The sequence below is a fragment of the Pseudomonas sp. LBUM1648 genome (assembly GCF_059716145.1).
This window is the reverse complement of sequence record NZ_CP166808.1, coordinates 4,131,811-4,154,341: the sequence shown is the minus strand read 5'-3', so window position 1 is coordinate 4,154,341 and position 22,531 is coordinate 4,131,811. Positions and strand designations below refer to the sequence as shown.

The window sequence follows — 22,531 nt, the reverse complement described above, 5'->3', positions numbered from 1 at the left end:
AATGTACTTCGCCAAACCACCCTGCGAGCGGCAGGCTTTGACAAGAGATAGAGGTATATGTTTATCGCCTTGGAGCGCACTAGTAAGAAGTTTTAATCTAGCGAGAGTGCTACCGCGACTATCCATGATTGGGGGCCCCGTCTTCCTTCGCGGCGGATACCCGAAATGAAATTTCAGTACTCAGACCACCGTCGGGGTTTTTTATTGAATAGGGAACAATTTCGAAATTATGTTTTTCAAACTGGAGTTCTAGCCAACCTTTAAGTGTCGATTCATCGATCCATGAGACATCACGCACAGAAAAGTGATTGCAAACTGCACGATATAGGGAGTCTACGTCTTTTGTACCCGTAGGAGAGCCAAACTCTCGGTACTCACGCAGTATTTTACTAGCATATTCGGCTTCCAAACTCGGTAATTCTTCCCCTGGAAAGTTTGCTTGGATATATTGATAAATATGAGATGTATCATTATGGCCTGCTATCCAACGCGACGCATCGAGACTTGAGTAACGAAAAGTCCAAAAAAATGTAATTAAAAAGCTTTTCCTCATTTCATGTATACGCAAATACCATCGGCGTCCATGCGAATCCGGTGGAATGGCGACGTAATCGCAAAAAGCGTCAAGAATCTGAATAAAACGCCCGGAATTTGGTACAGAGACACCTGCTTCGAAAACTCCGAAGGGGGGTAAGGCCATAAGTGAGGAAAGAAGCCATGGATCGGTAGTGCCAATTATTTTTTTTATACCATCTGTTAGTCTAAGAAGTAATTTAATTGCTTGTGCGGAAATGACTGGAATAGGTCTAGCATCACGTGAAAGAGAACCTTCTAAAGGTTTTTTTCGCACATCCTGATATAGCCAGTAGCCATCGCCTTTTGCATAGTATAAACACTCGCGTTTTAATGAACGGAACTCCGACTCACGCATTGGTTTCGTCATTGTGACTACGATACTAATAGCCCCAATTAATACCATTATTGCGTCCATTAATGAGGGTGAAGATCGGAGTTTTTCGAACGCCTTTTTCCCGTTTAAGCTTCCATAACAACCAATTCCTTTAATCTTTAACAGCATGATCGATTTTGGGAGAGGGATAGAATTTATTACCGCATCTCGTCGTTTCGATAACGTTCTATAGAGAGTGGCTTTATCCACCTTAATGGGATTTTCGTTGTCTGGCGTCGGTGCGGATATTAAAAGTCCTTGCTCATACAATTTTTCATATGCTTTCAGGAAAAATGATACTAGATCCTCTCCATACATATGAACCCATCGAAGTGCTTCGGTAGTATATGTCATCGCGATTGTTAATGGGATCCACGGTGTATGCTTGGCTTCGCTTGTAATGTTGCAAATTACTTGACTAAGCTCTTTCGGGTTGAAATATTCAGGATTCGGGCAAATGTCAGGGAGGTGTCGGTAAAGACCTACTATGTATTTCATGTCAGATAAATATTTATTTAGTGATTTCTCTGACATTAAGCTTTCTTTAATCTCTGCATTAGTGAGGAGGCGTTGCGTTGGCATTTCTCTACGACATGATGATGCGCCCGATACAAGATTTTTTGAGCTATTTGGGATGCTATCGTTAAAGTCGAATTGATGCAGAAAAGCGTGCCACTTTGGGCCTCCGGAGACGGTTCCGGGATCGACCTTTATAAGGTCACAAAAAGAATTTGGGTTCAGTTCAAGTTCGCCATTCGTGGAGCGATCCTTCTTTTTCATATACCCTGAACTTTTGAGCCACCAAGAAATTTTATTGCGCGTTTCTAAGTCAAGATCCAATGGATTTTCTAACTCTTTTCGGGAGGGTTTCCTGTAAAGTGCTAAAGGAATAACGGCTTGAAGGAATTTTTCTGGATATCGAAGAGCAAATACGGCCCCTCCCTTGCTTAAGTCCATGAGGAATTCAATTAGGTGCTGTTGTGTTATTTGTGTTAGTGCATGATTTCGAGGATCGAGCTCGTTGCCATGAACAAACATCCATCGTATGAAAAACTTCAAACTCCATAGGAAGTTTTTAAATGTTGAAAGCTTCCTTGGGCCTCCTGGTAGGTCTCTGATTAAAAATGCAAGGCGTTGTATTTTTTGAAGTAACTCTTTGTTTATTGGTTCGGTTAAGTTTGTTTCGTCATGTAGTTTGGTAGACCAATTGTATGTGTAGTGTCCTAAGAGATGGGTATCTACATATCTCGTTTCCTCGCCTTTGCTGATGATCCATTCATTGGCATGAATTGGAGATAATAACCATGGTGCTGTGTAGTCCCCGTCGTAAATGCGAATAGTAGAACTTGCTTCATCTAGAAGAGCAAGTAACTGGCATCGCTCTAAATTTGAAAATACTTCCGGGAAAACTGTTGTTTCAATGCTCGCCATGGCGACCTCGCGAGGGTGAGAGTAACGAAGACACGGGCTAAAGTGTCATTTTGGTGGATTTTAATTTAAACCATTAGCGCAGCCCATTTCTTGCGATTATTTGAATCGCTTGCAAACTCTAAAGCTTCATTGTGGCACGTAACATATTCGGTGTTTTTATCCAGGGGAAGTTGCGATTGAAGAAGGTCTGCAAGTGATATGAAGTGCCTTGGCGACAGGCCAGTAACTGCGTCGGTCTTGTCCAAGGCTATACTGGAAAGGCCTATATCAATGGCGGCGCCCTGGTACGAGTAAAGAACAGACAACCCTATCTTGCTTATGGCAATGTGCAGGTGTGAGTCGTTATTTTTAGTATCTGACACCTCACTGGATAAAACTCCGAATCTCTTATGAAGTAGTTCCGATAAGGGCGAGTCGGTTGCACCATGCAACATGAGCATGTCTCTTAGGAATGCATGAAGATCGGCTAAATTGCTGAAGTCTGTGACGTCTAGCAAAAAATCTTCATTAGCTGCAGCGACAGAAAGCCAAAGGTTTTGGAAACGTCGGATCATCCGGGTATTCCAAGCATTTAATAACGCTTTTGGGATGTAATGCTGAAGTACAATTTTTTCTGTATTACCGAGTTTTCGCGCCACAGCACGTATGCTTTTTGTCTTAAACCACTCTAATACACCTTCAGTGTTTCTGATTTTTGCAAAAGACATCGTTTTGAGGGTCAACCCAAGAGTGCCAAGTTCGGGGTAGAGAGAGCCGAGCCATATAGAAGTTTTTTTGCCGCTGAGGAAGCTAGCTCCAGCGCTCGGCTGCGGAGAGGTGATGGTTTTAAAGTTGCAAGGAAGGAATAATAGAGACGCTTTTTGGTCATTTTTAGATAATAGTTTTTTTCGAACTGGTTCGTACATTTCAATTAACGTTGAGATGATTTCGTATGCAAGGGGATCTAGTACTGCATGTTTATTTTTTTTTGCGCGGTGCTTCGAAATTTCATAGCTGTCTCCTGTGTCAGTCATGTCAAGATATCGTTTGTTATTGCGATTTACTACCTTGGATAGCATTATCGAATGAGGAGTCCATGACGCTTCGAGCATGATTAAAAGTGCTGTTAATACGCTGACGTCGAAATGGCTGATTTTGCTCTGCCACCATAAGAGTGTGTTTCGGTTTGATCCATTTCCTTGAGTATATGGTGAAGCAGGGGCTCTTAGTTTTTCCGCAATAATCGGAATAAAGCCAAATGTCGACATTTTAGGAATTAGTTCGATTTCGAGACCACGGTAACTATCGTCAGATGGCGCGATCCCGTGGTGATGGTAATGAATCACGGCTAGATAATTAGCTAACCCTTTCAAAGAGTCTGGGTATGCTGGATGAAGGCGTGGGTCATTGATTTTGTGGTTTTTTATCTGCTCCTGTAATAAATCCCAATTGACAGACTCTATTAGTTTTTTGCCGAACTCCATATTGGTCTTTATGTAGTTCCAATGCTTGGTAAGTGTTTCTAATAAAAGATGGCGGCGTTGGGACAGTTCGTCGCGCAACTCTTCTAGATAAGCAGCGTCAGTTCTAGATATGCTGATAGGACAAATTAGCTTGTTTATAATTGGGTTTGAACTGCTGGGCTCCAGTGGTGATTGCCCTAATAAACGATCACTATACGGAGTGATGTCTATTGAGTCCAACTCCTCTCGTACTGGAGGAAGATAGGTCGATATCGGAATTACTCCAGCTTCGACAAGAGATTTTAGGTAAGATCGTATTGCGCCCCATTCCACCGCAGAGCGGGTTAGCAGTTTAGCCTTGCTGTTCAAACGCGTGAGTATGTAGCGATGTATATCATTTACAAGATTTTGCCAAGCTTTTGGGGAGTTTGGTATTTTTTTTATTTTTAAATGGGCCAGTGTTTCCCCTAGTAAACGTAGTCGCGGCATATGACTTTGAATACTTGATGGTCGCAGCAAGCGTAATGGGTCAGTAATAATTTTTAGTATTTTATCAAGATCATCACCTAGCACCAACAAGGTTGAAAGATCGGATCTAGTTGTCCTTCCTAAAGTGTTCTCGTAAACACAAAACAGCTGGTTTTCCACGACTAGAATGGAGATTCCCATGATCTGTCCTGCAAGTTATCAGTTTTAATTTGTCAAGATTTACACGTTGGCTGCTGGCAGCATAGGCCAGGTGCCGCCATACTCAAGCCCGTTCGTCATAAACAAATAAAGAATTTTGACAACTTTACGAGTTGGAAAACAAGCCGTGAACGAATACTTCCAGCTCCATGGTTGGCACGTGCTCGCGGATTTCGCCGATCTCCTCCAGCGACAGTTCGCGCGACAGGATGATCCGACTCAGGCCCTGCTGTTGCCAGAACTCGACGCTCGCCCAATTCACCGTGTTGGCCTGTACCGAGAGGTGGATCGGCATCTGCGGGAAATGCCGGCGCACCAGCATGATCAACCCCGGGTCGGACATGATCAGCGCGTCCGGGGCCATTTCGATGACCGGTGCCAGGTCCTTGAGAAAAGTCTTCAACTTGGCATTGTGCGGCGCGATGTTGACTACCACGTAAAAGCGCTTGCCCTGCGCCTGTGCCTCGCGAATGCCGAGTGCCAGGTTGGCGTGGTCGAACTCGTTGTTGCGCACTCGCAGGCTGTAGCGCGGCTGACCGGCGTAGACCGCATCGGCACCGTAGGCAAAGGCGTAACGCATGTTTTTCAAAGTACCGGCGGGGGCGAGCAGTTCGGGGGGGGCGAGGGTGGCGGTGAGGGTCATGGCGGCATCTGTCGCAAAAGCGCAGCAGGGTAGTGCGGTTGCCGGCAGGGTTTATTGATCTGGGTCTACGTTCGAGTGGTGCGATGTGGGTCTGTGTAGAAACAGGCGACGTCCTCACCGCCGCGCAATCGTGTAATTGCCCGTTCGCTGCGTGGCTCGCGCCGATCCGCAACTATGCTCCATGAATAAAGATGGCACTCGTGCACGCTACGGCTGACTAAGCACCGGGCGTGTTTGACGCCCGACTGACATGGATCGGACATGAACGTAAAAAGTCTTCAATTCAAATCTCTGACGGTACTGCTGGTGCTGGTCACGGTGGCCTTTATCTGGATTCTGTTGCCGTTCTACGGCGCGGTGTTCTGGGCGGTGATTCTCGGCATTCTGTTTGCGCCGATGCAGCGTCGCTTGCAGGCGAAATTCGGCTGGCAGCGCAACCTCACGTCTTTTTTTACGTTAAGCATCTGTCTGGTGATCGCGATTCTGCCGGTGATCATCATCAGCTTGTTGCTGGTGCAGGAGGGGATGACGGTTTACAAGAATATCGAGAGCGGCGAGTTGGATATCGCGGCGTATCTGGCGCAATTCAAACACAGCCTGCCGCAATACTTTCAGCATCTGCTCGACCGGTTCGGCATGGGCGAACTCAATGCGCTGCGCGAAAAAATCGTCAAGGCAGCCATGCAGGGCAGCCAGGTGCTGGCGAGTCAGGCGTTCAGTTTTGGCCAGGGCACGTTCGAGTTTGTGGTGAGTTTTTTCATCATGCTTTATCTGTTGTTTTTCTTACTGCGTGACGGCCCCGAACTGGCGCGCAAGGTGCGCACCGCCTTACCGCTGGAGGAAAATCACAAGCGCCGTTTGCAATTGAAATTCAACCGGGTGGTGCGCGCGACGGTCAAGGGTAATGTGCTGGTGGCGATCACACAGGGCGCGTTGGGCGGGGCGATTTTCTGGTTTCTCGACATCCCCAGCGCGTTGCTGTGGGCGGTGTTGATGGCGTTTCTGTCGCTGTTGCCGGCGGTGGGGGCGGGGATTGTCTGGGCGCCGGTGGCGCTTTACTTCCTGCTCAGCGGGATGATCTGGCAGGGCGTGGTGCTGGGTTTGTTCGGGGTGTTCGTGATTGGCTTGGTGGACAATGTGCTCAGGCCGATCCTTGTGGGCAAGGACACTCGGATGCCCGACTACATGATTTTGATCTCGACCTTGGGCGGTCTGGCGGTGTTCGGCCTGAACGGATTCGTGATCGGGCCGTTGATCGCTGCGCTGTTCATGTCCAGCTGGGCGCTGTTCGTCGAGACCAAACCCAAGGTGCAACTGCCTTAGGCGTGAAACGGAGCGCTGATGAACTGTTGTGACAAGGCCTGCGCCGCCGGCAATGAGGTGAGCGGGCCGCTGATTGCTTCGCCGTCGCGCACCACATACCAACAGGCGAGCAGTCCCAGCTCTCTGAGTGGTGCGGGAACGGCGCTGCCGATTACCGACATGATTTGAACCTGAGCCATGACAAATACCTCCATCAAACGATGGGGCTACCTTAGGGATTTGCCGTTCTCAGGGACAATCAACGCTTTTGATAGTGGTCATTGATAACAGTGAGGGCTGCTTCAATCGACCACTTGATCAAGCATGTGCATGACTTCACGCTCATTGAGCAGGCCCTTGTGCACAAGGTTTTCCGCCAATAGCGAAAGAAACTTGGCGCAGCGGTGCCCTTCAAGGTGCTTGAGTTCGGTCAGCGCGCTGTACACCTTGCTTGAGGTGCACAGGCCGACGATGCGGTGCGGGTTTTGTGTTGGCATAGAGTCGTCCTTGTTGTTATCAACCTGTTGTTTGCGGACGGATTCAGATTGCAGTTCCGCCATGACAAAAAGATGACCGTTTAATGTTTGGCTCCCAACGGTCAAATCCATCATGCCGACTTTAGCTGTTGAAACTGTCCTCACAGCGACCTTGGCGAGATTTTTTCAGACGCCTGCCGACCGACGGTCATAAAAAAGCCCCGCTATAAAAGCGGGGCTCTGTGTTTCTGTTACCAGCGTGGGCCGCCGTAGTAGCCATGAGGGCGACCGTAATAACCACGGGGAGGGCCGTAGTAAACCGGGGCCGGTTGCACGTAAACCGGTTGCTGCACATAAACCGGCGCCGGCTGGTAGTAAACCGGTGGTGGCGGCTGTTGCACGTAAACCGGTTGCGGTTGAACGTAAACCGGCTGTTGCTGCACGTACACCGGTCGGTCCTGGTTGATCAGCGCCGAGCCGATGATGGCCGAGCCGACGATCGCGCCAAACACCGCAGGGCCTTGCCAGCCATGGCCACCACCGGCTTCTGCCTGGCCTGTGACAGCGAGTGCGCCAATCAGTAAGGCCATAATGGGGAGTTTACGAATCATGATAGTTCCTCGGTTCTTCGACCCGGCGTCCGGGCCTGCACCAGGCCCAAAGTTGTCGCGGGGATACTTCTAAGACAGCAACATTTTGAAAAACAGCACGGCCGCTGAGTAAATTTTGTGTAAGGTCTGTACCGCCATCTTTACCGGCCCGCCAAGGCCCGGTGCAGACGAGCGATATCATCGAACAGAACCCGATGGGCTGGCTAATCCCGTCCATCCGAAAGTGCGTTTGAAGGAGAAGTTTCATGCAGATGAACCCGAACAAAGACACCCAGCTGTGCATGTCCCTGTCGGCGCGCCCAGGGAATTTCGGTCTGCGTTTTCATAACCATTTGTATGAGCAACTGGGCCTGAATTTCTATTACAAGGCCTTCAGCAGCCAGGATCTGACCGGCGCGGTCGGCGGAATCCGGGCGTTGGGCATTCGTGGTTGCGGCGTGTCGATGCCGTTCAAGGAAGCCTGCATTGCGCTGGTCGATGAGCTGGATGCGTCGGCGGCGGCGATCCAATCGATCAACACCATTGTGAATACCAAGGGCCACCTCAAGGCTTACAACACCGATTACATCGCCATCGCACAACTGCTGGAAACCCACGCGGTGCCCAAGGATTCGACCTTTGCCCTGCGCGGCAGTGGCGGCATGGCCAAAGCGGTGGCCAGTGCCTTGCGTGATGGCGGTTATAAAAACGGTTTGATCGTCGCGCGCAATGAGCGCGCCGGACGTGCGCTGGCGGATTCGCTGGGGTATCGCTGGCAGGCTGAGCTGGGCGATGAGCGCCCGCAGATGCTGATCAACGTGACGCCTGTGGGCATGGACGGCGGCCCGGAGGCGGGGCAACTGGCATTTGAGCCTGAGGTGATACAAGCGTCTGAGACCGTGTTTGATGTGGTGGCGATTCCTTCGGAAACGCCACTGATTGTGCGTGGACGAGCAGAAGGCAAGCGGGTGATTGCCGGGCTGGAAGTGATCGCGATTCAAGCGCTGGAGCAGTTTGTGTTGTACACCGGCGTGCGGCCGACCGAAGAGCAGTTTCAGGCGGCGGTGACGTTTGCCCGGAGCTGAATTGTTGCGCTGACTGGTCGGGCCTCATCGCTGGCACGATTATCCGGTTGCCTATACTGCTCGACCAGCAAGCACAGACTTGTCCATCCACAAAAAAAAACCGAGGTTCAGCATGCATCCGCCCATCCTCAATCTGCATCAGGTCGAACTCGAATCCCTGCCCGAAGCCTTGGCCCCCGAAGGCGAAACTGCCGGACGTTATCAGCAGCGCATGGCCCGGATCGGCCAGCAACTCGGCGCGCAGAAACTCGGTTATCGACTGTATGCACTGCCGCCGGGCATGCGCGGCAGTCCGTTTCACAGTCATCGGGTCAATGAGGAGATGTTTTACGTAGTGGCCGGGGAAGGCGAGGTGCGTCTGGGCGCCGAGCGTTTTCCGATCCGCGCCGGCGATGTCATCGCCTGCCCAGCGGGCGGCCCGGAAATGGCGCATCAGATCATCAACACCAGCTTGACTGAACTGCGTTATCTGGCGGTCAGCACTCAGCAGCAGCCGGACATTTGTGAATACCCGGATTCGAACAAATATGCGGTGATGGACAACTTCAAGGTTGATGCCCAGGGCAATGCTTCAGGCTTTGTCGCGGTGGCTCGGCAGGCGGACGGGGTTGATTACTGGGATGGTGAGTGAAACGGCGAGTTTGCAGGCAGGCGCATAACCTGTTGGAGCGAGCTTGCTCGCTCCAACAGGGGGCGGTGGTGATTATTCCAGTCGGGCCAGGCGCTCTTCCAGCGCTGCAATCCGCGCCTCAAGCTCTTCGATGCGCTCGACGGAAACACCGCCGCTCGCGCGTTCGCCCGGATTCTGCCGCGCCGCCATAATCGCCTCGATGTCCGCCGGATCGCCCAGCGCATGGGTGTAGCGATCTTCGCGCTGCCCGGCCTGACGCGGAATCAACACAGCCAATCCGCGCGCAATGAGACGCTCCAACTGATGCACCACTTGCTCGGCATCTTCAAATTCATGCATGCGTCCGCTGCGGGTCAGCAATTCATTGACGGTCTGCGGACCGCGCAAAAACATCAGCCCGGTCAGAATCACCTGTGCCGGCACCAGTTCCAGCGCCTTGTCGACCTTGTGCTCCCAGCGGTCGGCGCGACTTCCCATTACAAGCTTGGCAAAACCGCGTCCTTCCAGAGCACGCAGGCTCTGGCCGACCTGGCCTGGGGTCAGGTTCATCACCGGTTCGCGGCTGGTTTTCTGATTGCAAGCCGTGACCAGTGCGTTGAGGGTCAGCGGATAGGTTTCCGGGCTGGTGGCCTGTTTCTCGATCAACGAGCCCAGGATGCGGATTTCCGTGGCATTGAGCCGTGGCTCGTCGAAGGTGGATTCTTGTTCAGTGGTCATCGCGCGTTCCCTCAGCAGTCGAAGGCGCCTAGCCTAATCCTTGCCAAACAAAAGGCAAGCCGTGTGGTCATCAAGCATGGCTATAATCGCCCCCACGTTCCACCCAGCCACTACCACGAGACTGCCATGACTATTTCCCTGTACGCCGCATCTGTCCCGGTTTTTCAACAAATGCTCAACGCCCTGAGCGATGTGCTGAAAAAGGCTGAAGCCCACGCCACCGAGAAAAACATCGACCCGAACGCCTTCCTGCAAGCGCGCCTGTACCCGGACATGTTCCCGCTGGTGCGTCAGGTGCAGATTGCCGTCGATTTCGCCAAAGGTGTTTCCTCGCGTCTGGCTGAAGTCGAAGTGCCGAAATACGACGACACTGAAACCACCTTCGCCGAGCTGCAAGCGCTGATCGCCAAGGTTCTGGCCTACATCGGCGAGATCAAGCCTGAGCAGATCAATGGCAAGGAAGGCATCGAAATCGTCACCCGTCCGGGCACGCCAAAAGAGAAGCGCTTCAGCGGTCAGGCTTATCTGCTGACTTACGGTTTGCCGCAGTTCTTCTTCCACGTCACCACCACTTATGCGCTGTTGCGCCATAACGGTGTTGAATTGGGCAAGCGCGATTACATGGGCGCGTTCTAAATCGCCAGAAGCCCCTCACCCTAACCCTCTCCCAGGGGAGAGGGGACTGATCGCGTTGTTTGTTCGAGATACGCCGACCTGATCTATCGAGTCGAACTCAGGTTTTGAACAGCACACAAATCAGCTCCCTTTCCCCCTCGCCCCCTTGGGGGGAGAGGGTTGGGGTGAGGGGGGAAAGATCTCAGGCACAAAAAAGCCCGCCCAGGTTCACAACTCGGCGGGCTTTTCATTGCGGCGATGATTACGCGGTACGTTGAGCTTTCTCTTCCTCACCCAAACAAGCCGCTGCGGTAAACAGCACATCCGTAGACGAGTTCAGTGCGGTCTCTGCCGAATCCTGCAACACCCCAATGATGAAACCGACCGCCACCACCTGCATGGCGATCTCGCTTGGAATGCCGAAGAGGCTGCACGCCAGCGGAATCAGCAACAACGAACCACCGGCCACACCCGACGCACCGCACGCGCAGATCGCCGCCACGACGCTGAGCAGGATTGCGGTCGGAATGTCCACGGCAATGCCCAAGGTATGTACGGCCGCGAGGGTCAGCACGGTGATGGTGATCGCTGCGCCCGCCATGTTGATGGTCGCACCCAGCGGGATCGACACCGAATACGTGTCTTCATGCAGCCCCAGACGTTTGCTCAACTCCAGATTGACCGGAATGTTCGCCGCCGAACTGCGGGTGAAGAACGCGGTGATACCGCTTTCACGCAGGCACTTGAGAGTCAGCGGGTACGGGTTGCGACGCAACTTCCAGAACACGATCAACGGGTTCATCACCAGTGCTACGAAGAGCATGCAGCCCAAAAGCACAGCGAGCAGGTGTGCGTAACCGATCAGCGCGCCGAAACCTGAGGTGGCGAGAGTCGAAGCCACCAGACCGAAAATACCCAGCGGTGCAAAGCGGATCACCACCCGCACGATCACGGTGACGCCGTTGGACAGATCGCCGAGCACTTCGCGCGTCGTATCACCGGCATGGCGAATCGCGACGCCCATGCCGATCGCCCACGCCAGAATGCCGATGAAGTTGGCGTTCATCAGCGCACTCACCGGGTTGTCGACCACGCTCAACAGCAGGCTTTGCAGCACTTCGGCGATACCGCCCGGTGCGCTCACCGCAATGTTGTCGGTGGACAGCACCAGGTGCGACGGAAACGCCATGCTGGCAACCACTGCCACCACCGCTGCTGCGAAGGTGCCCAGCAAATAAAGGAACAGGATCGGCCGAATATGGGTTTCCTGACCGTGCTTGTGGTTGGCAATCGAGGCCATCACCAGCACGAACACCAGAATCGGTGCCACGGCTTTCAGCGCCGAAACGAACACCTTGCCGATAAAGGCGCTGGCTTTCGCCGCGTCCGGGGCGAACATCGCCAGGGCGATACCGGCAATCAGGCCGATCAGGATCTGCGTGACCAGGCTCAGGTTCTTGAGGCGGTGCAATAGAGAAGGTGAAGAAGCGGTCATAACGGCATCTCTGATTTTTTATAGGGTGCAAGGCTGCGTGAAAACGGTGACAAAATCGGGGGCAGGCCACCGTCACGAGCCGAAAGGGCTGACGCTGTATCAACGCCAATAAACTTGGTGTTGAACAGGCTGTACGTTTTTCAGGGCGCGGACTTTATCACAGCGTAGGCTTTGTCCTTCAGGCCTGTGACGATCTGCCACTCGATTGATCGGCAAGTCGGCAGCTTTGTGCAAGTCAGGCTGGAAACACTCTGTTAAGATTCTCCATCCTCATTTTCAAGTTCTGCCAGCGGGCCCTCCGGTCATCGCTGGTGTCGTCGTTTTGTTGGAGTTCCCCATGCTGTTGCCCATCCTTCTGTTGTCTGCCGCCGGATTCACGGTACTGACCACGGAATTCGTCATCGTCGGCCTGCTGCCGGCGATTGCCCGCGACCTTGCGGTCACCATCCCGCAGGCCGGGCTGCTGGTCACGCTGTTCGCCTTTACTGTGGCGATGTTCGGCCCATTCCTGACCGCGTATTTCGCCCGCTTCGAGCGCCGCAAGCTGTTCATCAGCATTTTGATCATGTTCGGCCTGGCCAATACCGTTGCCGCACTGGCGCCGAACATCTGGGTGATGGCGATTGCCCGATTGATCCCGGCGCTGGGTCTTCCAGTGTTCTGGGCACTGGCCAGCGAGACGGCCGTGGACATCGTCGGCCCGGACTTCGCCGGCCGTGCCATCGCCAAGATCGGCTTCGGTATCGTCTGCGCCACGGTGTTCGGCATTCCTGTCGGCACGCTGATTTCCGATGCATTGGGCTGGCGCAGCGCGTTCGGCATCCTCGCGGTGATCGCGTTTGCCAAGGCGCTGTTGCTGTTTGTTTATTTGCCAAAAACCAATCTGCACCAGCATCAGGTCAGCTTCCGCTCGCAGTTCAAGATCCTGCGCAGCCCGTTGATGATCGGCCACATCGTGCTGTCGATCCTGGTGTTCAGCGGCATGTTTACCGTTTACACCTATCTGGCGGACATCCTTGAGCGTCTGGCGGGTTTCAACGGCACGGTGGTTGGCTGGTGCCTGATGGGCTTTGGCGCAGTCGGTCTGATCGGCAACTCGTTGGGCGGCCGTGCGGTGGATCGGCATCCGCTGGGGGCGTCGGTATTGTTCTGTGCGTTCATGATTGCCGGCATGGTGTCGCTGGTGCCGAACATTCATTCGCCGCTGGGGCTGACGGTGGCGATGGGCATCTGGGGCGTGACCCAGGCGGCGTTGTTCCTGGTCAGCCACGTGCGCCTGATGAAAGCCGCGCCAGAAGCGCCGGCCTTCGCCGCCTCGTTGAATATTGCCGGGGCCAATCTGGGGATTGGCCTGGGCGCCATGGTCGGTGGTCGGGTGATCGACAGCGCGGGTCTGGGCTTTCTCGGATTCGCCGCTGCAGGGTTTATTCTGCTGTCGGTATTCCTCGCCATGGTGTTGATGACGCTCAAGCCGCGCGAAATGTGCACAGACGCCTCATAAGGTAGTAAACAACTCGCGTCGGGCACCTTCGGTAATCGCAACGATGCCGGGGTGCTTGACCTTGCGCTCCACCGAAATGGCGTAGAACGACTCGGTCACCGCGTCCGTCTGGCCAATCAACTGAACGCCGTACTGGCGCTTCACCTCATCGGCAATCACGCTCGGGCCGATAAAAATCCCGCTGCCGGATTGGCCGAATGCCTGCATCAAGGCACTGTCATCGAACTCGCCGACGATCTGCGGCTGGATCTGCTGCTCGGCGAACCAGCGCTGCAAACGACTGCGCACCACGGTTTCCGCCCCGGGAATCAACAGCGGTGCACCGTGCAGGCTGCGCGGAAAATCCTGCCCGTAGCGCGCCGCCAGTTCGGCGGTGGCGAAAAAACTGATCCCGCATTCGCCGAGTTTCTGACTGTAGCCCTTGATGTCGAGGTGCGATGGCATCGGGCTGTCGGAGATCACCAGATCCAGCCGCTGGATGGCCAGGTCTGCCAGCAATCGTTCGAGTTTGTCTTCGCGGCAGGTGATGCGCAGTGGCTCGTTCAACTCCATGGTCGGTGCGATCAGGCGATAGACGATGGATTTCGGCACCACATCGGCGACGCCGACGCGGAACAGGATCTGCTGTTCATTGGGCTGGGCGCGCAGCATCAGTTCCAGTTCGCCGCCGAGCTGAAACATCTGTTCGGCGTAGGGCAGGGCCTGACGCCCGGCTTCGGTGAGTTCCAGTTGCCGGCCAACCCGTTTGAACAACTCGATGCCGTAAGTCTGTTCGAGCAGGGAAATCTGCCCGCTGATGGTCTGCGGGGTCAGGTTCAGTTGCTCGCAGGCGCGCACGATGCTGCCGGTTTTGGCTACAACCCAGAAGTAGTGCAGCTGTCGGTAATTGAGCATGGTGTTCTTCATTTCGTAAAAACCGAAGTATAGCCGCTAAAAATACGAATTTTCCTGAAGTGTTTGCCTCCCTAGAATGCCCAGCCATCGACGGCCGGTCTGCGACCCTGTCTGTTCATTCGAAGGAAACCTCATGAAATACACATTCCCTGTCCTGATGTTTACGTCTTTACTGGTTCTGGCCGGTTGCGATCAGGCCGAGAAAAGCGCCCAGCAGTTGATGGGCAAGGCGGCTGAAAGCGCCAAGCAAGCTATCGACGATACCCATAAAGCCGCCGAACAGGCGCTCAGTGATGCCACTGGCGGGTTGATCGAGAAAAAAGAATCAACGGAAAAAGATGCGGAACAATCCGAATCGTCCTCCAAAACCATCTAAACCGTATTACACAGAGTCAGGACTGAATCATGGAATATCTGTTGGAACTCGCCGCCAGCCCCACCGCCTGGGTTGCTTTGGCCACATTGGTAGTGATGGAGATCGTGCTCGGCATCGATAACCTTATCTTTATTTCGATCCTGACCAACAAACTGCCTGAGCAGCATCGGCAGAAAGCTCGTCGCATCGGTATTGGCATGGCGTTGATTCTGCGCCTGGCGCTTTTGAGCACCATTGCCTTCATCGTGCAGTTGACTGAGCCAGTCATCGAAATCCTCGGCCAGGCCTTCTCCTGGAAGGACATGATCCTGATCGCCGGTGGTCTGTTCCTGGTCTGGAAAGCGACGACCGAGATTCACCACAGCATGGATCCGTCGCCGGAAGACCCGAAATCGGCCACCTCGACAGTGACCTTGGGCTTTGCCGCCGCCATTGGCCAGATCCTGCTGCTCGACATGGTGTTCTCGATCGACAGCATCATTACTGCGGTCGGTATGACCGAACACTTGCCGATCATGATCATCGCGGTGGTGGTGTCGGTACTGGTGATGTTGCTGGCGGCTGATCCGCTGGCCAAGTTCATCAACGACAACCCGACTGTCGTGATGCTGGCCCTGGGCTTCCTGATCATGATCGGCATGACGCTGATCGCCGAAGGCTTCGGTGCCCACGTACCGAAAGGTTATGTGTATGCAGCGATGGCGTTCTCGGCGGGGATTGAAGTGCTGAACATGTTGTCGCGCCGGGCCCGGCAGAAGAAGTTGGCTGTGCAAGCGTAAACGCTGACAAGCCAAAAGGCCGCCTGAACTCCCGGAGTTCAGGCGGCCTTTTTGTTGGTGGCTTTTAGAGGCGGTCAGTGCGCAGTTACGTGACGTACACGATGCTTCACGGCTTTTTCAGCGGGTGAGGACTGAACAGGGTGGTGATGACGCCGCGCAATCCGCAACACGCCCCACAACATGGCGGCGGCAACAGCCAGCCAACCGGCAATCAACATTACGATAGTCATGGTCAGGCTCATCAGTGCCTCCTCTTCGCCCTGCATCGGGCACACGCTTTTTCAATTCGTTCTGTTTCAGTGACAGTCTAGTCAACCAGGTGTTTCAGGCTATTGACCAAAGGTCGGTGGTGACCAATCAGTTCGCTCTATGCAATCGATGTCTCTACGGTTTAAGGCTATACCGCAGCCTTGCACCACCCTATGATCGTGAACCTTGCCGGAACACGATGACCGGCGTCTGAACAGAGAGTGACAATGGTGCAGGTATTTTCTCGAATTCGTGCAGCGCTGTTGTCGGTTGGCTGCGCGGCCCTTTTGGTCGGGTGTGCAGGCAATGTTGCGCCCGAGGTCAAGCGATTGCCGGAGCGGGTCGAGCTGAGCGGCACGTTCTATCGCGGCGAAGCCAATCAGTCCGGGCCGCAAGTGTTGGCCAGCCTGCTGTCGCAGCAGGGCATCGTGATTACCCCGGGTTTGCTGGAAAAACCGCTGCACCTGCCCGGCGGCGAGGACAAGTTGCAGCAAAATATCCAGAACCTGGCTTGGGAATACGGCATGGTCGTGTATCCGTTGGACAAGAGCTTGCCAGCGTTGCTGACTCAGGTCGCGGCGGGTTATCCAGTGATGGTGCGCTTCAGCGAGGGCTCGGCGTTCTGGGCTGAACCGCGCTACGCGATTCTCTCCGGCTACGATCGTAATAAACAGAACGTGCTGTTGCGTGCGGGCATGAACCGTCGCGAATTGATGAGTTTCAGTGCTTTTGAATCGGCATTCGAAAAGTCCGGCGGCTGGGCCATATTGATCCAGAAGCCTTCGCAGATTCCGGCATCGGTTGATCGTCAGCGCTGGCTCAAGGCTGCCGATGAGCTATCCCGGGCGGGTCAGGAGCCGGAAGCGGCGCAGGCGCGCAAGGCGCTGACTGCGCACTGAGTTCCGTTCGTCATCTGCCGGGCACGACTGCACCCGGCAGGCCTCTCACGGTTATAGCCCGTAATTCGCGGGCAAATCAGGAGGCGACATGACAGATTCTCCATCCCCTCAAGGCCCGCATTCTTCCGAGCATTCCTCAGGTGATGATCTGGGATTTGATCCGGATTCGCCGGATGTCGCCGATCCGCAAGTCGACCCGATCGGTCCCGCCAAGGCGCCGAAAGATGTGAAGCCAGGCGAGGACGACCAAAAACCGGCCAAACCCTATGATCCGTTAGCCGATCTGAAACCTTGATGCGAGGTGCGTATGAGTACCGATTCAAGCTTCGATGACCAAAAGCCGGACAGCGTGCCGACTACGCCTGAAGAGGGCGTGGATCCGGTGCTGGATCCGGACAGTCCATTGCGCGATCCAATGGCCCGGCCGTTGGTGGCGCCAGGGCTTGCGCCAGATCCGAGTAAGGGCGATGGCATTCCCGACGATGACCAAATGCCATTGCCTAATGATTGATTCGCAGAAAGCAAAAAGCCCCGATCACTCGGGGCTTTTTTTGTGCTGCTATTTACTTTGAGGCTTCAACTACGCCGCTCTGGCGCGACTTCAGGTTTTTCTCGGCCTTGTACTGTTGAGCCACCGCTGGAACGGCGGCGCTCTTGCCGGTCTCGACCCAACTGCGGATACGGCTGGCATCGGCAAAGTGCGTGTATTTACCGAATGCATCAAGAATCACCAGGGCAACCTGACGGTTGCCCATGCTCGTTACCAGCACCAGGCAATGCCCGGCCTGATTGGTGAAGCCGGTCTTGGTGATCTTGATGTCCCAATTGTCCTTGTTCACCAGATGGTCGGTGTTACGGAAACCCAAGGTGTAGTTGGGTTTGCGAAACGCCACGGTTTTTTCCTTGGTAGTGCTCAGTTGGGTGAGCAGCGGTTGTTTGTGCGCGGCTACCAGCAACTTGCTCAAGTCGCGGGCGGTAGACACGTTGCGCGGTGACAGGCCGGTGGGCTCGACAAAATGAGTGCTGGTCATGCCCAGCGCTTTCGCCTTGGCATTCATTGCCGCGATAAACGCTGCGTAGCCACCCGGATAGTGATGCGCGAGGCTGGCGGCCGCGCGGTTTTCCGAGGACATCAGTGCGATCAGCAGCATCTCGCGACGCGGCAGTTCACTCTTCAGTTTGACTCGGGAGAACACGCCCTTCATTTCCGGCGTTTGACTGATATCGACATCGATCCATTCGTCCATGTTCTGTCGCGCTTCAACCACGACCAGGCCAGTCATCAGTTTACTGACGGAAGCGATCGGCACGATCACGTCAGGGTTACTGGAGTAGATGACTTTATTGGTCTGCATATCCATTAGCAGGGCGCTGCCGGAGGCGATCTTCAGTTGCGAAGCGTCACGAGGGGCAGCGGTGGTTTCCGCAGCGTTGATCGTTGGCGTGATGAATGTGCCTGTAAATGCAAAAAACAGGCTCAGTATCGAAAGACGAATTTTCACGCGGGCGAACTCATAAAGGTTGGATATTCCGTTAGTTTGTAACGGGTTATTTCTTCAAAGCGTCGCATTCTAGAAGTATGGCTGAAGATCTGTCGATGGTTGTTTGAACGAGCTGAAAATCTCGTGAAAAGGCCTGTAAAAAGAGGGGTTTCCGGCGAACGGTTAGTGTTTTTTCTCAGGCATGAAAAACCCCGCGCAAGGCGGGGTCCTTGTACTGCCGTAAATACCGATCAGACGTGCAGGGTTTCTGCTGCGTAAAGGGTGTTTTCCAGCAGGCAGGCACGGGTCATCGGGCCGACGCCGCCCGGTACCGGAGTGATCCAGCCGGCGCGGGGCAGGGCGGTTTCGTACACGACGTCACCGACCAGTTTGCCGTCTTCCTGACGGTTGATGCCGACGTCGATCACGATCGCGCCTTCCTTGATCCACTCGCCCTTGACCAGTCCCGGCTTGCCGGCGGCCACGACCACCAGGTCGGCGCGACCGACATGGCCAGCCAGATCCTTGGTGAAGCGGTGGGTCACAGTCACGGTGCAGCCGGCCAGCAACAGCTCCATCGCCATTGGGCGACCGACGATGTTGGAAGCACCGACGACCACTGCATCCATGCCATAAAGATCAGCGCCCGTGCTTTCCAGCAAGGTCATGATGCCTTTTGGGGTGCACGGACGCAGCAGTGGAATCCGCTGGGCCAGACGGCCGACGTTATAAGGATGGAAACCGTCAACGTCTTTGTCCGGGCGGATGCGTTCCAGCAGCTTGGAAGCGTCCAGGTGCTCGGGCAATGGCAGTTGAAGCAGGATACCGTCGATTGCCGGATCGTCATTGAGACGATCGATCAGATCGGTCAGCGCCTGCTGAGTGGTTTCAGAGGGCAGGTCGTAGGCTTGAGAGAGGAAGCCGACCTCTTCACAGTCTTTACGCTTGTGCGAGACATAAACCTGAGAGGCAGGATCGCTGCCGACCAGGATCACCGCGAGGCCGGGAGTGCGCAGGCCTTGCTGGCGACGCTCGGCAACTCGTTGGGCGATCTGCTGGCGCAGGCTGGCGGCGATCGATTTGCCGTCGATTAGTTGTGCAGTCATTGCGCGTGATTAACCATCGAGAGGGGAAAAAATGAGAACGCATTCTCGCATGTCGTGCGGTGAGGGCAAAGGCGCTTGGTCAGCAAATTCCCCTAACTCCTTTAATTAAATGAATTTTTTTCAAAAAGGATTTGACGACCTTGGGAGCGCTCTATACTATTCGTCGCACTTGTCGGGCACAGCCTAGCACTGGTTAAGAAGGTGAAGCGGAATCAAGGTTCTGCGACGCTGGAAAGCACTTAGTTTGTAGTCCTTTAAGAGTACAGATTAATAAGGCGCCCGTAGCTCAGCTGGATAGAGCATCCGCCTTCTAAGCGGATGGTCGCAGGTTCGAGTCCTGCCGGGTGCGCCATTAGGCAGCTTTGGCACAAGTAGCGCGATATGGTGGGCGTAGCTCAGTTGGTAGAGCACGGGATTGTGACTCCCGTTGTCGTGGGTTCGATCCCCATCGTCCACCCCATATTTCGAAAGGCGCCAGATTTAACGGTCTGGCGCCTTTGCTTTAAAAGCTTCATCCGCGGATGTGGTGGAATTGGTAGACACACTGGATTTAGGTTCCAGCGCCGCGAGGCGTAAGAGTTCGAGTCTCTTCATCCGCACCAATTAAAGCTTCATTCATGTCTTCGGGCTGGTGAGGTTCAACAAAGAAGTTGTTTGGCTTTTTTGTTACGCAATATGGTGGGCGTAGCTCAGTTGGTAGAGCACGGGATTGTGACTCCCGTTGTCGTGGGTTCGATCCCCATCGTCCACCCCATATTTCGAAAGGCGCCAGATTTAACAGTCTGGCGCCTTTTTTGTTTTACGGATTCGAATTTTCGGCGACCGCCGGCTCGGGTCGCAGGAAGGGTGATGCAGCGGCGCTTCTATATATAGAAGAGGTCGGCGCAGAGCCTTGGCGAGATTAGCTGTATTTGCGAACAGGGCGGGTTATAACCGTTTGTCCCCGCCTTCAAATTGCCTGCTGTTTTTTTACCCGTTTTCAGTAGGGTGACTTCTTGAGTTTGACCCACTAGAATGCATGCCCTTGATTCTGGGGTCGGAAACGGCCGGCTAACGTCTGTGCAACGAGGAATATCCATGCAAGTTTCTGTTGAAAATACTACTGCTCTCGAGCGCCGCATGAGCGTCACCGTGCCGGCAGAGCGCATCGAGACTCAGGTCAACAAGCGTCTGCAGCAGACTGCCCAAAAGGCCAAGATTGCTGGCTTCCGTCCAGGCAAAGTGCCAATGAGCGAAATCAAGCGCCGTTTCGGTGCTGATGCTCGTCAGGAAGCTGTTGGTGATGTTATCCAGTCCTCCTTCTACGAAGCTGTGGTTGAGCAGAAGCTGAACCCGGCGGGTTCGCCTTCGATCGAGCCCAAGTCGCTGGAAGCTGGCAAGGATCTGGAATACGTTGCCGTATTCGAAGTGTTCCCTGAGTTCACCGTTGCCGGCTTCGACGGCATCACCGTTGAGCGCCTGAGCGCTGAAGTGGCTGACGCTGACCTGGACAAAATGCTGGACATCCTGCGCAAGCAGAACACCCGTTTCGAAGTGGCCGATCGCGCTGCCCAGAACGAAGACCAGCTGAACATCGATTTCGTTGGCAAGGTTGACGGCGAAGTGTTCGCTGGCGGTTCCGCCAAGGGTACTCAGCTGGTTCTGGGTTCCGGTCGCATGATCCCAGGCTTCGAAGAAGGCCTGGTAGGCGCTAAAGCTGGCGAAGAGCGCGTTCTGAACCTGACCTTCCCTGAGGACTATCAGAACCTGGACCTGGCTGGCAAAACCGCCGAGTTCACCGTGACTGTAAACACCGTTTCCGAGCCAAAACTGCCAGAGCTGAACGAAGAGTTCTTCGCTCAATTCGGCATCAAGGAAAGCGGCATCGACGGTTTCCGCACCGAAGTTCGCAAGAACATGGAGCGTGAACTGCGTCAGGCGATCAAATCCAAGGTCAAGAATCAGGTAATGGACGGTCTGCTGGCCACCAACCCGATCGAAGTGCCTAAGGCTCTGCTGTCCAACGAAGTTGACCGTCTGCGCGTGCAGGCTGTTCAGCAGTTCGGTGGCAACATCAAGCCTGACCAACTGCCGGCCGAGCTGTTCGAAGAGCAAGCCAAGCGCCGCGTAGTGCTGGGTCTGATCGTGGCTGAAGTGGTCAAGCAGTTCGACCTCAAGCCGGACGAAGCCCGCGTTCGTGAAATGATTCAGGAAATGGCTTCGGCTTACCAAGAGCCTGAGCAGGTTGTGTCCTGGTACTACAAGAACGACCAGCAACTGAACGAAGTTCGTTCGGTTGTGCTGGAAGAACAAGTTGTGGATACTGTTCTGCAGAAAGCTAGCGTGACCGACAAATCGGTCTCTTACGAAGAAGCGGTCAAGCCGGTAGAAGCTCCACAAGCCGACTGATTGTTTTTGCGTTAAGAAGTGCTCACATAAGCCAGCTCTCGAGCTGGCTTATGCGTATTCAAGACATAACTATTTGGGAGTGACTGCAGAGCATGTTCCGTAATTCGTATATTCAGCAGAACTCTGATATCCAGGCCGCAGGCGGCCTGGTTCCGATGGTTGTCGAGCAATCTGCTCGTGGCGAACGCGCCTATGACATCTACTCGCGCCTGCTCAAGGAGCGAGTGATCTTTCTGGTTGGTCCGGTAGAGGACTACATGGCCAACCTGATCTGCGCGCAACTGCTGTTCCTTGAAGCGGAAAACCCGGACAAGGACATCCATCTCTATATCAACTCCCCGGGCGGTTCGGTGACAGCGGGCATGTCGATCTACGACACCATGCAGTTCATCAAACCCAACGTATCGACCACCTGCATCGGCCAGGCCTGCAGCATGGGCGCTTTCCTGCTGACCGCAGGTGCTCCAGGCAAGCGTTTCTGCCTGCCGAACTCGCGTGTGATGATTCACCAGCCACTGGGCGGGTTCCAGGGCCAGGCGTCGGATATCGAAATCCATGCCAAGGAAATCCTCTTCATTCGCGAGCGCCTGAACACGCTGATGGCCAAGCACAGCGGTCGCACTCTGGAAGAAATCGAGCGCGATACCAACCGCGATAACTTCATGAGTGCAGAAGCTGCGAAGGAATATGGCTTGATCGACGAAGTCATCAACCAGCGCCCAGCTTAAAATAAGCAGCTCAAAATAGGCTTGGTCGGCGCGTCTGATCAGCGGCGGGCTTGAAAAAGCCCGCAAT

The 22,531-nt window shown here is 54.3% G+C and carries 23 protein-coding genes, 4 tRNA genes and 1 pseudogene; 16 read left to right on the top strand and 12 right to left on the bottom strand.

The features are described 5' to 3' along the window. Nucleotides 1-118: 118 nt before the first annotated feature. The 3 genes and pseudogenes from ACA043_RS18860 to ACA043_RS18850 form a co-directional block, all read right to left on the bottom strand. Complete coding sequence (locus ACA043_RS18860) at nt 119-2,380, bottom strand: hypothetical protein (protein WP_497657655.1); 2,262 nt, start codon at nt 2,378-2,380, stop codon at nt 119-121. A 65-nt stretch (nt 2,381-2,445) separates the two neighbouring features. Then, the gene (locus ACA043_RS18855; protein WP_497657654.1) at nt 2,446-4,491 is read right to left on the bottom strand and encodes a hypothetical protein; all 2,046 of its coding nucleotides are present in this window, start codon (nt 4,489-4,491) and stop codon (nt 2,446-2,448) included. Between the two features lie 142 nt (nt 4,492-4,633). Then, nucleotides 4,634-5,152: pseudogene (locus ACA043_RS18850) on the bottom strand (U32 family peptidase); the annotation flags it as partial. A gap of 261 nt (nt 5,153-5,413) precedes the next feature. Here ACA043_RS18850 and ACA043_RS18845 point away from each other — a divergent pair. Further along, nucleotides 5,414-6,475, top strand: a complete 1,062-nt coding sequence (locus ACA043_RS18845; RefSeq protein WP_497657653.1) for an AI-2E family transporter — start codon at nt 5,414-5,416, stop codon at nt 6,473-6,475. On the opposite strand, the gene ACA043_RS18840 is transcribed toward ACA043_RS18845, so the two are convergent. The 3 genes from ACA043_RS18840 to ACA043_RS18830 form a co-directional block, all read right to left on the bottom strand. Continuing rightward, nucleotides 6,472-6,654 carry a hypothetical protein gene (locus ACA043_RS18840; protein ID WP_095190737.1) on the bottom strand — a complete coding sequence of 61 codons (183 nt, stop codon included), beginning with the start codon at nt 6,652-6,654 and terminating at the stop codon, nt 6,472-6,474. The two genes, ACA043_RS18845 and ACA043_RS18840, sit on opposite strands and share 4 nt — an antisense overlap. A 102-nt stretch (nt 6,655-6,756) precedes the next feature. Then, a complete protein-coding gene (locus ACA043_RS18835; protein WP_016984641.1) occupies nt 6,757-6,951 on the bottom strand; it encodes a hypothetical protein in 195 nt (64 codons plus the stop codon). A 230-nt stretch (nt 6,952-7,181) separates the two neighbouring features. Further along, a complete protein-coding gene (locus ACA043_RS18830) occupies nt 7,182-7,541 on the bottom strand; it encodes a hypothetical protein (RefSeq protein ID WP_187677652.1) in 360 nt (119 codons plus the stop codon). A gap of 245 nt (nt 7,542-7,786) precedes the next feature. On the opposite strand from ACA043_RS18830, the gene ACA043_RS18825 reads away from it, so the two are divergent. Both ACA043_RS18825 and ACA043_RS18820 read left to right on the top strand, forming a co-directional pair. Continuing rightward, nucleotides 7,787-8,605 carry a shikimate 5-dehydrogenase gene (locus tag ACA043_RS18825; protein ID WP_497657652.1) on the top strand — a complete coding sequence of 273 codons (819 nt, stop codon included), beginning with the start codon at nt 7,787-7,789 and terminating at the stop codon, nt 8,603-8,605. 112 nt (nt 8,606-8,717) lie between these two features. Next, entirely contained in the window at nt 8,718-9,236 is a 519-nt protein-coding gene (locus tag ACA043_RS18820) for a cupin domain-containing protein (RefSeq protein WP_497657651.1), read from the top strand. 72 nt (nt 9,237-9,308) lie between these two features. On the opposite strand, the gene ACA043_RS18815 is transcribed toward ACA043_RS18820, so the two are convergent. After that, a complete protein-coding gene (locus tag ACA043_RS18815; protein WP_187677655.1) occupies nt 9,309-9,953 on the bottom strand; it encodes a YceH family protein in 645 nt (214 codons plus the stop codon). 126 nt (nt 9,954-10,079) lie between these two features. On the opposite strand from ACA043_RS18815, the gene ACA043_RS18810 reads away from it, so the two are divergent. Then, entirely contained in the window at nt 10,080-10,589 is a 510-nt protein-coding gene (locus ACA043_RS18810) for a DUF1993 domain-containing protein (protein WP_497657650.1), read from the top strand. A 241-nt stretch (nt 10,590-10,830) separates the two neighbouring features. On the opposite strand, the gene sstT is transcribed toward ACA043_RS18810, so the two are convergent. Further along, on the bottom strand, nt 10,831-12,063 hold the full coding sequence (sstT, locus tag ACA043_RS18805) for a serine/threonine transporter SstT (RefSeq protein ID WP_497657649.1): 1,233 nt from the start codon (nt 12,061-12,063) through the stop codon (nt 10,831-10,833). Between the two features lie 337 nt (nt 12,064-12,400). Here sstT and ACA043_RS18800 point away from each other — a divergent pair, with 337 nt between their 5' ends. Further along, nucleotides 12,401-13,564, top strand: a complete 1,164-nt coding sequence (locus ACA043_RS18800) for an MFS transporter (protein WP_187677658.1) — start codon at nt 12,401-12,403, stop codon at nt 13,562-13,564. Here the strand turns inward: ACA043_RS18800 and nhaR are convergent. Beyond that, nucleotides 13,559-14,458, bottom strand: coding sequence for a transcriptional activator NhaR (gene nhaR, locus ACA043_RS18795; RefSeq protein ID WP_401272096.1), 900 nt, complete (start codon nt 14,456-14,458; stop codon nt 13,559-13,561). The genes ACA043_RS18800 and nhaR overlap by 6 nt on opposite strands. A 133-nt stretch (nt 14,459-14,591) precedes the next feature. Between nhaR and ACA043_RS18790 the strand changes: the two genes are divergently transcribed. Then, on the top strand, nt 14,592-14,834 hold the full coding sequence (locus tag ACA043_RS18790; protein ID WP_187677660.1) for a hypothetical protein: 243 nt from the start codon (nt 14,592-14,594) through the stop codon (nt 14,832-14,834). Between the two features lie 29 nt (nt 14,835-14,863). Next, nucleotides 14,864-15,613, top strand: a complete 750-nt coding sequence (locus tag ACA043_RS18785) for a TerC family protein (RefSeq protein WP_187677661.1) — start codon at nt 14,864-14,866, stop codon at nt 15,611-15,613. A 74-nt stretch (nt 15,614-15,687) separates the two neighbouring features. Here ACA043_RS18785 and ACA043_RS18780 read toward each other — a convergent pair whose 3' ends face one another. After that, nucleotides 15,688-15,879, bottom strand: coding sequence for a hypothetical protein (locus ACA043_RS18780; protein ID WP_401272095.1), 192 nt, complete (start codon nt 15,877-15,879; stop codon nt 15,688-15,690). Between the two features lie 210 nt (nt 15,880-16,089). On the opposite strand from ACA043_RS18780, the gene ACA043_RS18775 reads away from it, so the two are divergent. From ACA043_RS18775 to ACA043_RS18765, 3 genes are all read left to right on the top strand, one after another. Further along, nucleotides 16,090-16,761, top strand: a complete 672-nt coding sequence (locus tag ACA043_RS18775; protein ID WP_497657648.1) for a C39 family peptidase — start codon at nt 16,090-16,092, stop codon at nt 16,759-16,761. 88 nt (nt 16,762-16,849) lie between these two features. Continuing rightward, entirely contained in the window at nt 16,850-17,056 is a 207-nt protein-coding gene (locus tag ACA043_RS18770) for a DUF6021 family protein (RefSeq protein ID WP_305438703.1), read from the top strand. Nucleotides 17,057-17,068: 12 nt separating this feature from the next. Continuing rightward, nucleotides 17,069-17,272: a hypothetical protein gene (locus ACA043_RS18765; RefSeq protein WP_305438702.1), complete on the top strand. Its 204-nt coding sequence runs from the start codon at nt 17,069-17,071 to the stop codon at nt 17,270-17,272. A gap of 52 nt (nt 17,273-17,324) precedes the next feature. Here the strand turns inward: ACA043_RS18765 and pbpG are convergent, their stop codons facing one another. After that, complete coding sequence (gene pbpG / locus ACA043_RS18760) at nt 17,325-18,263, bottom strand: D-alanyl-D-alanine endopeptidase (protein WP_187680487.1); 939 nt, start codon at nt 18,261-18,263, stop codon at nt 17,325-17,327. A 230-nt stretch (nt 18,264-18,493) separates the two neighbouring features. Then, nucleotides 18,494-19,348, bottom strand: coding sequence for a bifunctional methylenetetrahydrofolate dehydrogenase/methenyltetrahydrofolate cyclohydrolase FolD (gene folD / locus ACA043_RS18755; protein WP_401272093.1), 855 nt, complete (start codon nt 19,346-19,348; stop codon nt 18,494-18,496). Nucleotides 19,349-19,623: 275 nt separating this feature from the next. Between folD and ACA043_RS18750 the strand changes: the two genes are divergently transcribed. The 6 genes from ACA043_RS18750 (at nt 19,624) to clpP (ending at nt 22,464) form a co-directional block, all read left to right on the top strand. Further along, nucleotides 19,624-19,700: transfer RNA gene (locus tag ACA043_RS18750), tRNA-Arg, on the top strand. Nucleotides 19,701-19,732: 32 nt separating this feature from the next. After that, nucleotides 19,733-19,808: transfer RNA gene (locus ACA043_RS18745), tRNA-His, on the top strand. Nucleotides 19,809-19,865: 57 nt separating this feature from the next. Continuing rightward, a tRNA-Leu gene (locus ACA043_RS18740) sits at nt 19,866-19,950 on the top strand. Between the two features lie 76 nt (nt 19,951-20,026). Then, nucleotides 20,027-20,102, top strand: a tRNA-His gene (locus tag ACA043_RS18735). Between the two features lie 323 nt (nt 20,103-20,425). Then, complete coding sequence (gene tig, locus ACA043_RS18730) at nt 20,426-21,736, top strand: trigger factor (RefSeq protein ID WP_187680485.1); 1,311 nt, start codon at nt 20,426-20,428, stop codon at nt 21,734-21,736. Between the two features lie 92 nt (nt 21,737-21,828). After that, nucleotides 21,829-22,464 (top strand): ATP-dependent Clp endopeptidase proteolytic subunit ClpP, encoded by a 636-nt coding sequence (clpP, locus tag ACA043_RS18725; protein WP_007951559.1) that lies wholly within the window; start codon nt 21,829-21,831, stop codon nt 22,462-22,464. The last annotated feature ends 67 nt before the right edge of the window (nt 22,465-22,531 follow it).

Excerpts from the sequence above, each read along its gene's own strand:
- ACA043_RS18815 (WP_187677655.1), bottom strand. The coding sequence starts at position 9,953 with ATGACCACTGAACAAGAATCCACCTTCGACGAGCCACGGCTCAATGCC.
- ACA043_RS18825 (WP_497657652.1), top strand. The coding sequence starts at position 7,787 with ATGCAGATGAACCCGAACAAAGACACCCAGCTGTGCATGTCCCTGTCG.
- ACA043_RS18800 (WP_187677658.1), top strand. The coding sequence starts at position 12,401 with ATGCTGTTGCCCATCCTTCTGTTGTCTGCCGCCGGATTCACGGTACTG.
- sstT (WP_497657649.1), bottom strand. The coding sequence starts at position 12,063 with ATGACCGCTTCTTCACCTTCTCTATTGCACCGCCTCAAGAACCTGAGC.
- ACA043_RS18855 (WP_497657654.1), bottom strand. The coding sequence starts at position 4,491 with ATGGGAATCTCCATTCTAGTCGTGGAAAACCAGCTGTTTTGTGTTTAC.
- ACA043_RS18780 (WP_401272095.1), bottom strand. The coding sequence starts at position 15,879 with ATGCAGGGCGAAGAGGAGGCACTGATGAGCCTGACCATGACTATCGTA.
- ACA043_RS18820 (WP_497657651.1), top strand. The coding sequence starts at position 8,718 with ATGCATCCGCCCATCCTCAATCTGCATCAGGTCGAACTCGAATCCCTG.
- ACA043_RS18810 (WP_497657650.1), top strand. The coding sequence starts at position 10,080 with ATGACTATTTCCCTGTACGCCGCATCTGTCCCGGTTTTTCAACAAATG.
- ACA043_RS18835 (WP_016984641.1), bottom strand. The coding sequence starts at position 6,951 with ATGCCAACACAAAACCCGCACCGCATCGTCGGCCTGTGCACCTCAAGC.
- ACA043_RS18775 (WP_497657648.1), top strand. The coding sequence starts at position 16,090 with ATGGTGCAGGTATTTTCTCGAATTCGTGCAGCGCTGTTGTCGGTTGGC.
- nhaR (WP_401272096.1), bottom strand. The coding sequence starts at position 14,458 with ATGCTCAATTACCGACAGCTGCACTACTTCTGGGTTGTAGCCAAAACC.
- folD (WP_401272093.1), bottom strand. The coding sequence starts at position 19,348 with ATGACTGCACAACTAATCGACGGCAAATCGATCGCCGCCAGCCTGCGC.
- ACA043_RS18770 (WP_305438703.1), top strand. The coding sequence starts at position 16,850 with ATGACAGATTCTCCATCCCCTCAAGGCCCGCATTCTTCCGAGCATTCC.
- ACA043_RS18845 (WP_497657653.1), top strand. The coding sequence starts at position 5,414 with ATGAACGTAAAAAGTCTTCAATTCAAATCTCTGACGGTACTGCTGGTG.
- ACA043_RS18785 (WP_187677661.1), top strand. The coding sequence starts at position 14,864 with ATGGAATATCTGTTGGAACTCGCCGCCAGCCCCACCGCCTGGGTTGCT.
- ACA043_RS18860 (WP_497657655.1), bottom strand. The coding sequence starts at position 2,380 with ATGGCGAGCATTGAAACAACAGTTTTCCCGGAAGTATTTTCAAATTTA.
- tig (WP_187680485.1), top strand. The coding sequence starts at position 20,426 with ATGCAAGTTTCTGTTGAAAATACTACTGCTCTCGAGCGCCGCATGAGC.
- ACA043_RS18790 (WP_187677660.1), top strand. The coding sequence starts at position 14,592 with ATGAAATACACATTCCCTGTCCTGATGTTTACGTCTTTACTGGTTCTG.
- ACA043_RS18840 (WP_095190737.1), bottom strand. The coding sequence starts at position 6,654 with ATGGCTCAGGTTCAAATCATGTCGGTAATCGGCAGCGCCGTTCCCGCA.
- ACA043_RS18765 (WP_305438702.1), top strand. The coding sequence starts at position 17,069 with ATGAGTACCGATTCAAGCTTCGATGACCAAAAGCCGGACAGCGTGCCG.
- clpP (WP_007951559.1), top strand. The coding sequence starts at position 21,829 with ATGTTCCGTAATTCGTATATTCAGCAGAACTCTGATATCCAGGCCGCA.
- ACA043_RS18830 (WP_187677652.1), bottom strand. The coding sequence starts at position 7,541 with ATGATTCGTAAACTCCCCATTATGGCCTTACTGATTGGCGCACTCGCT.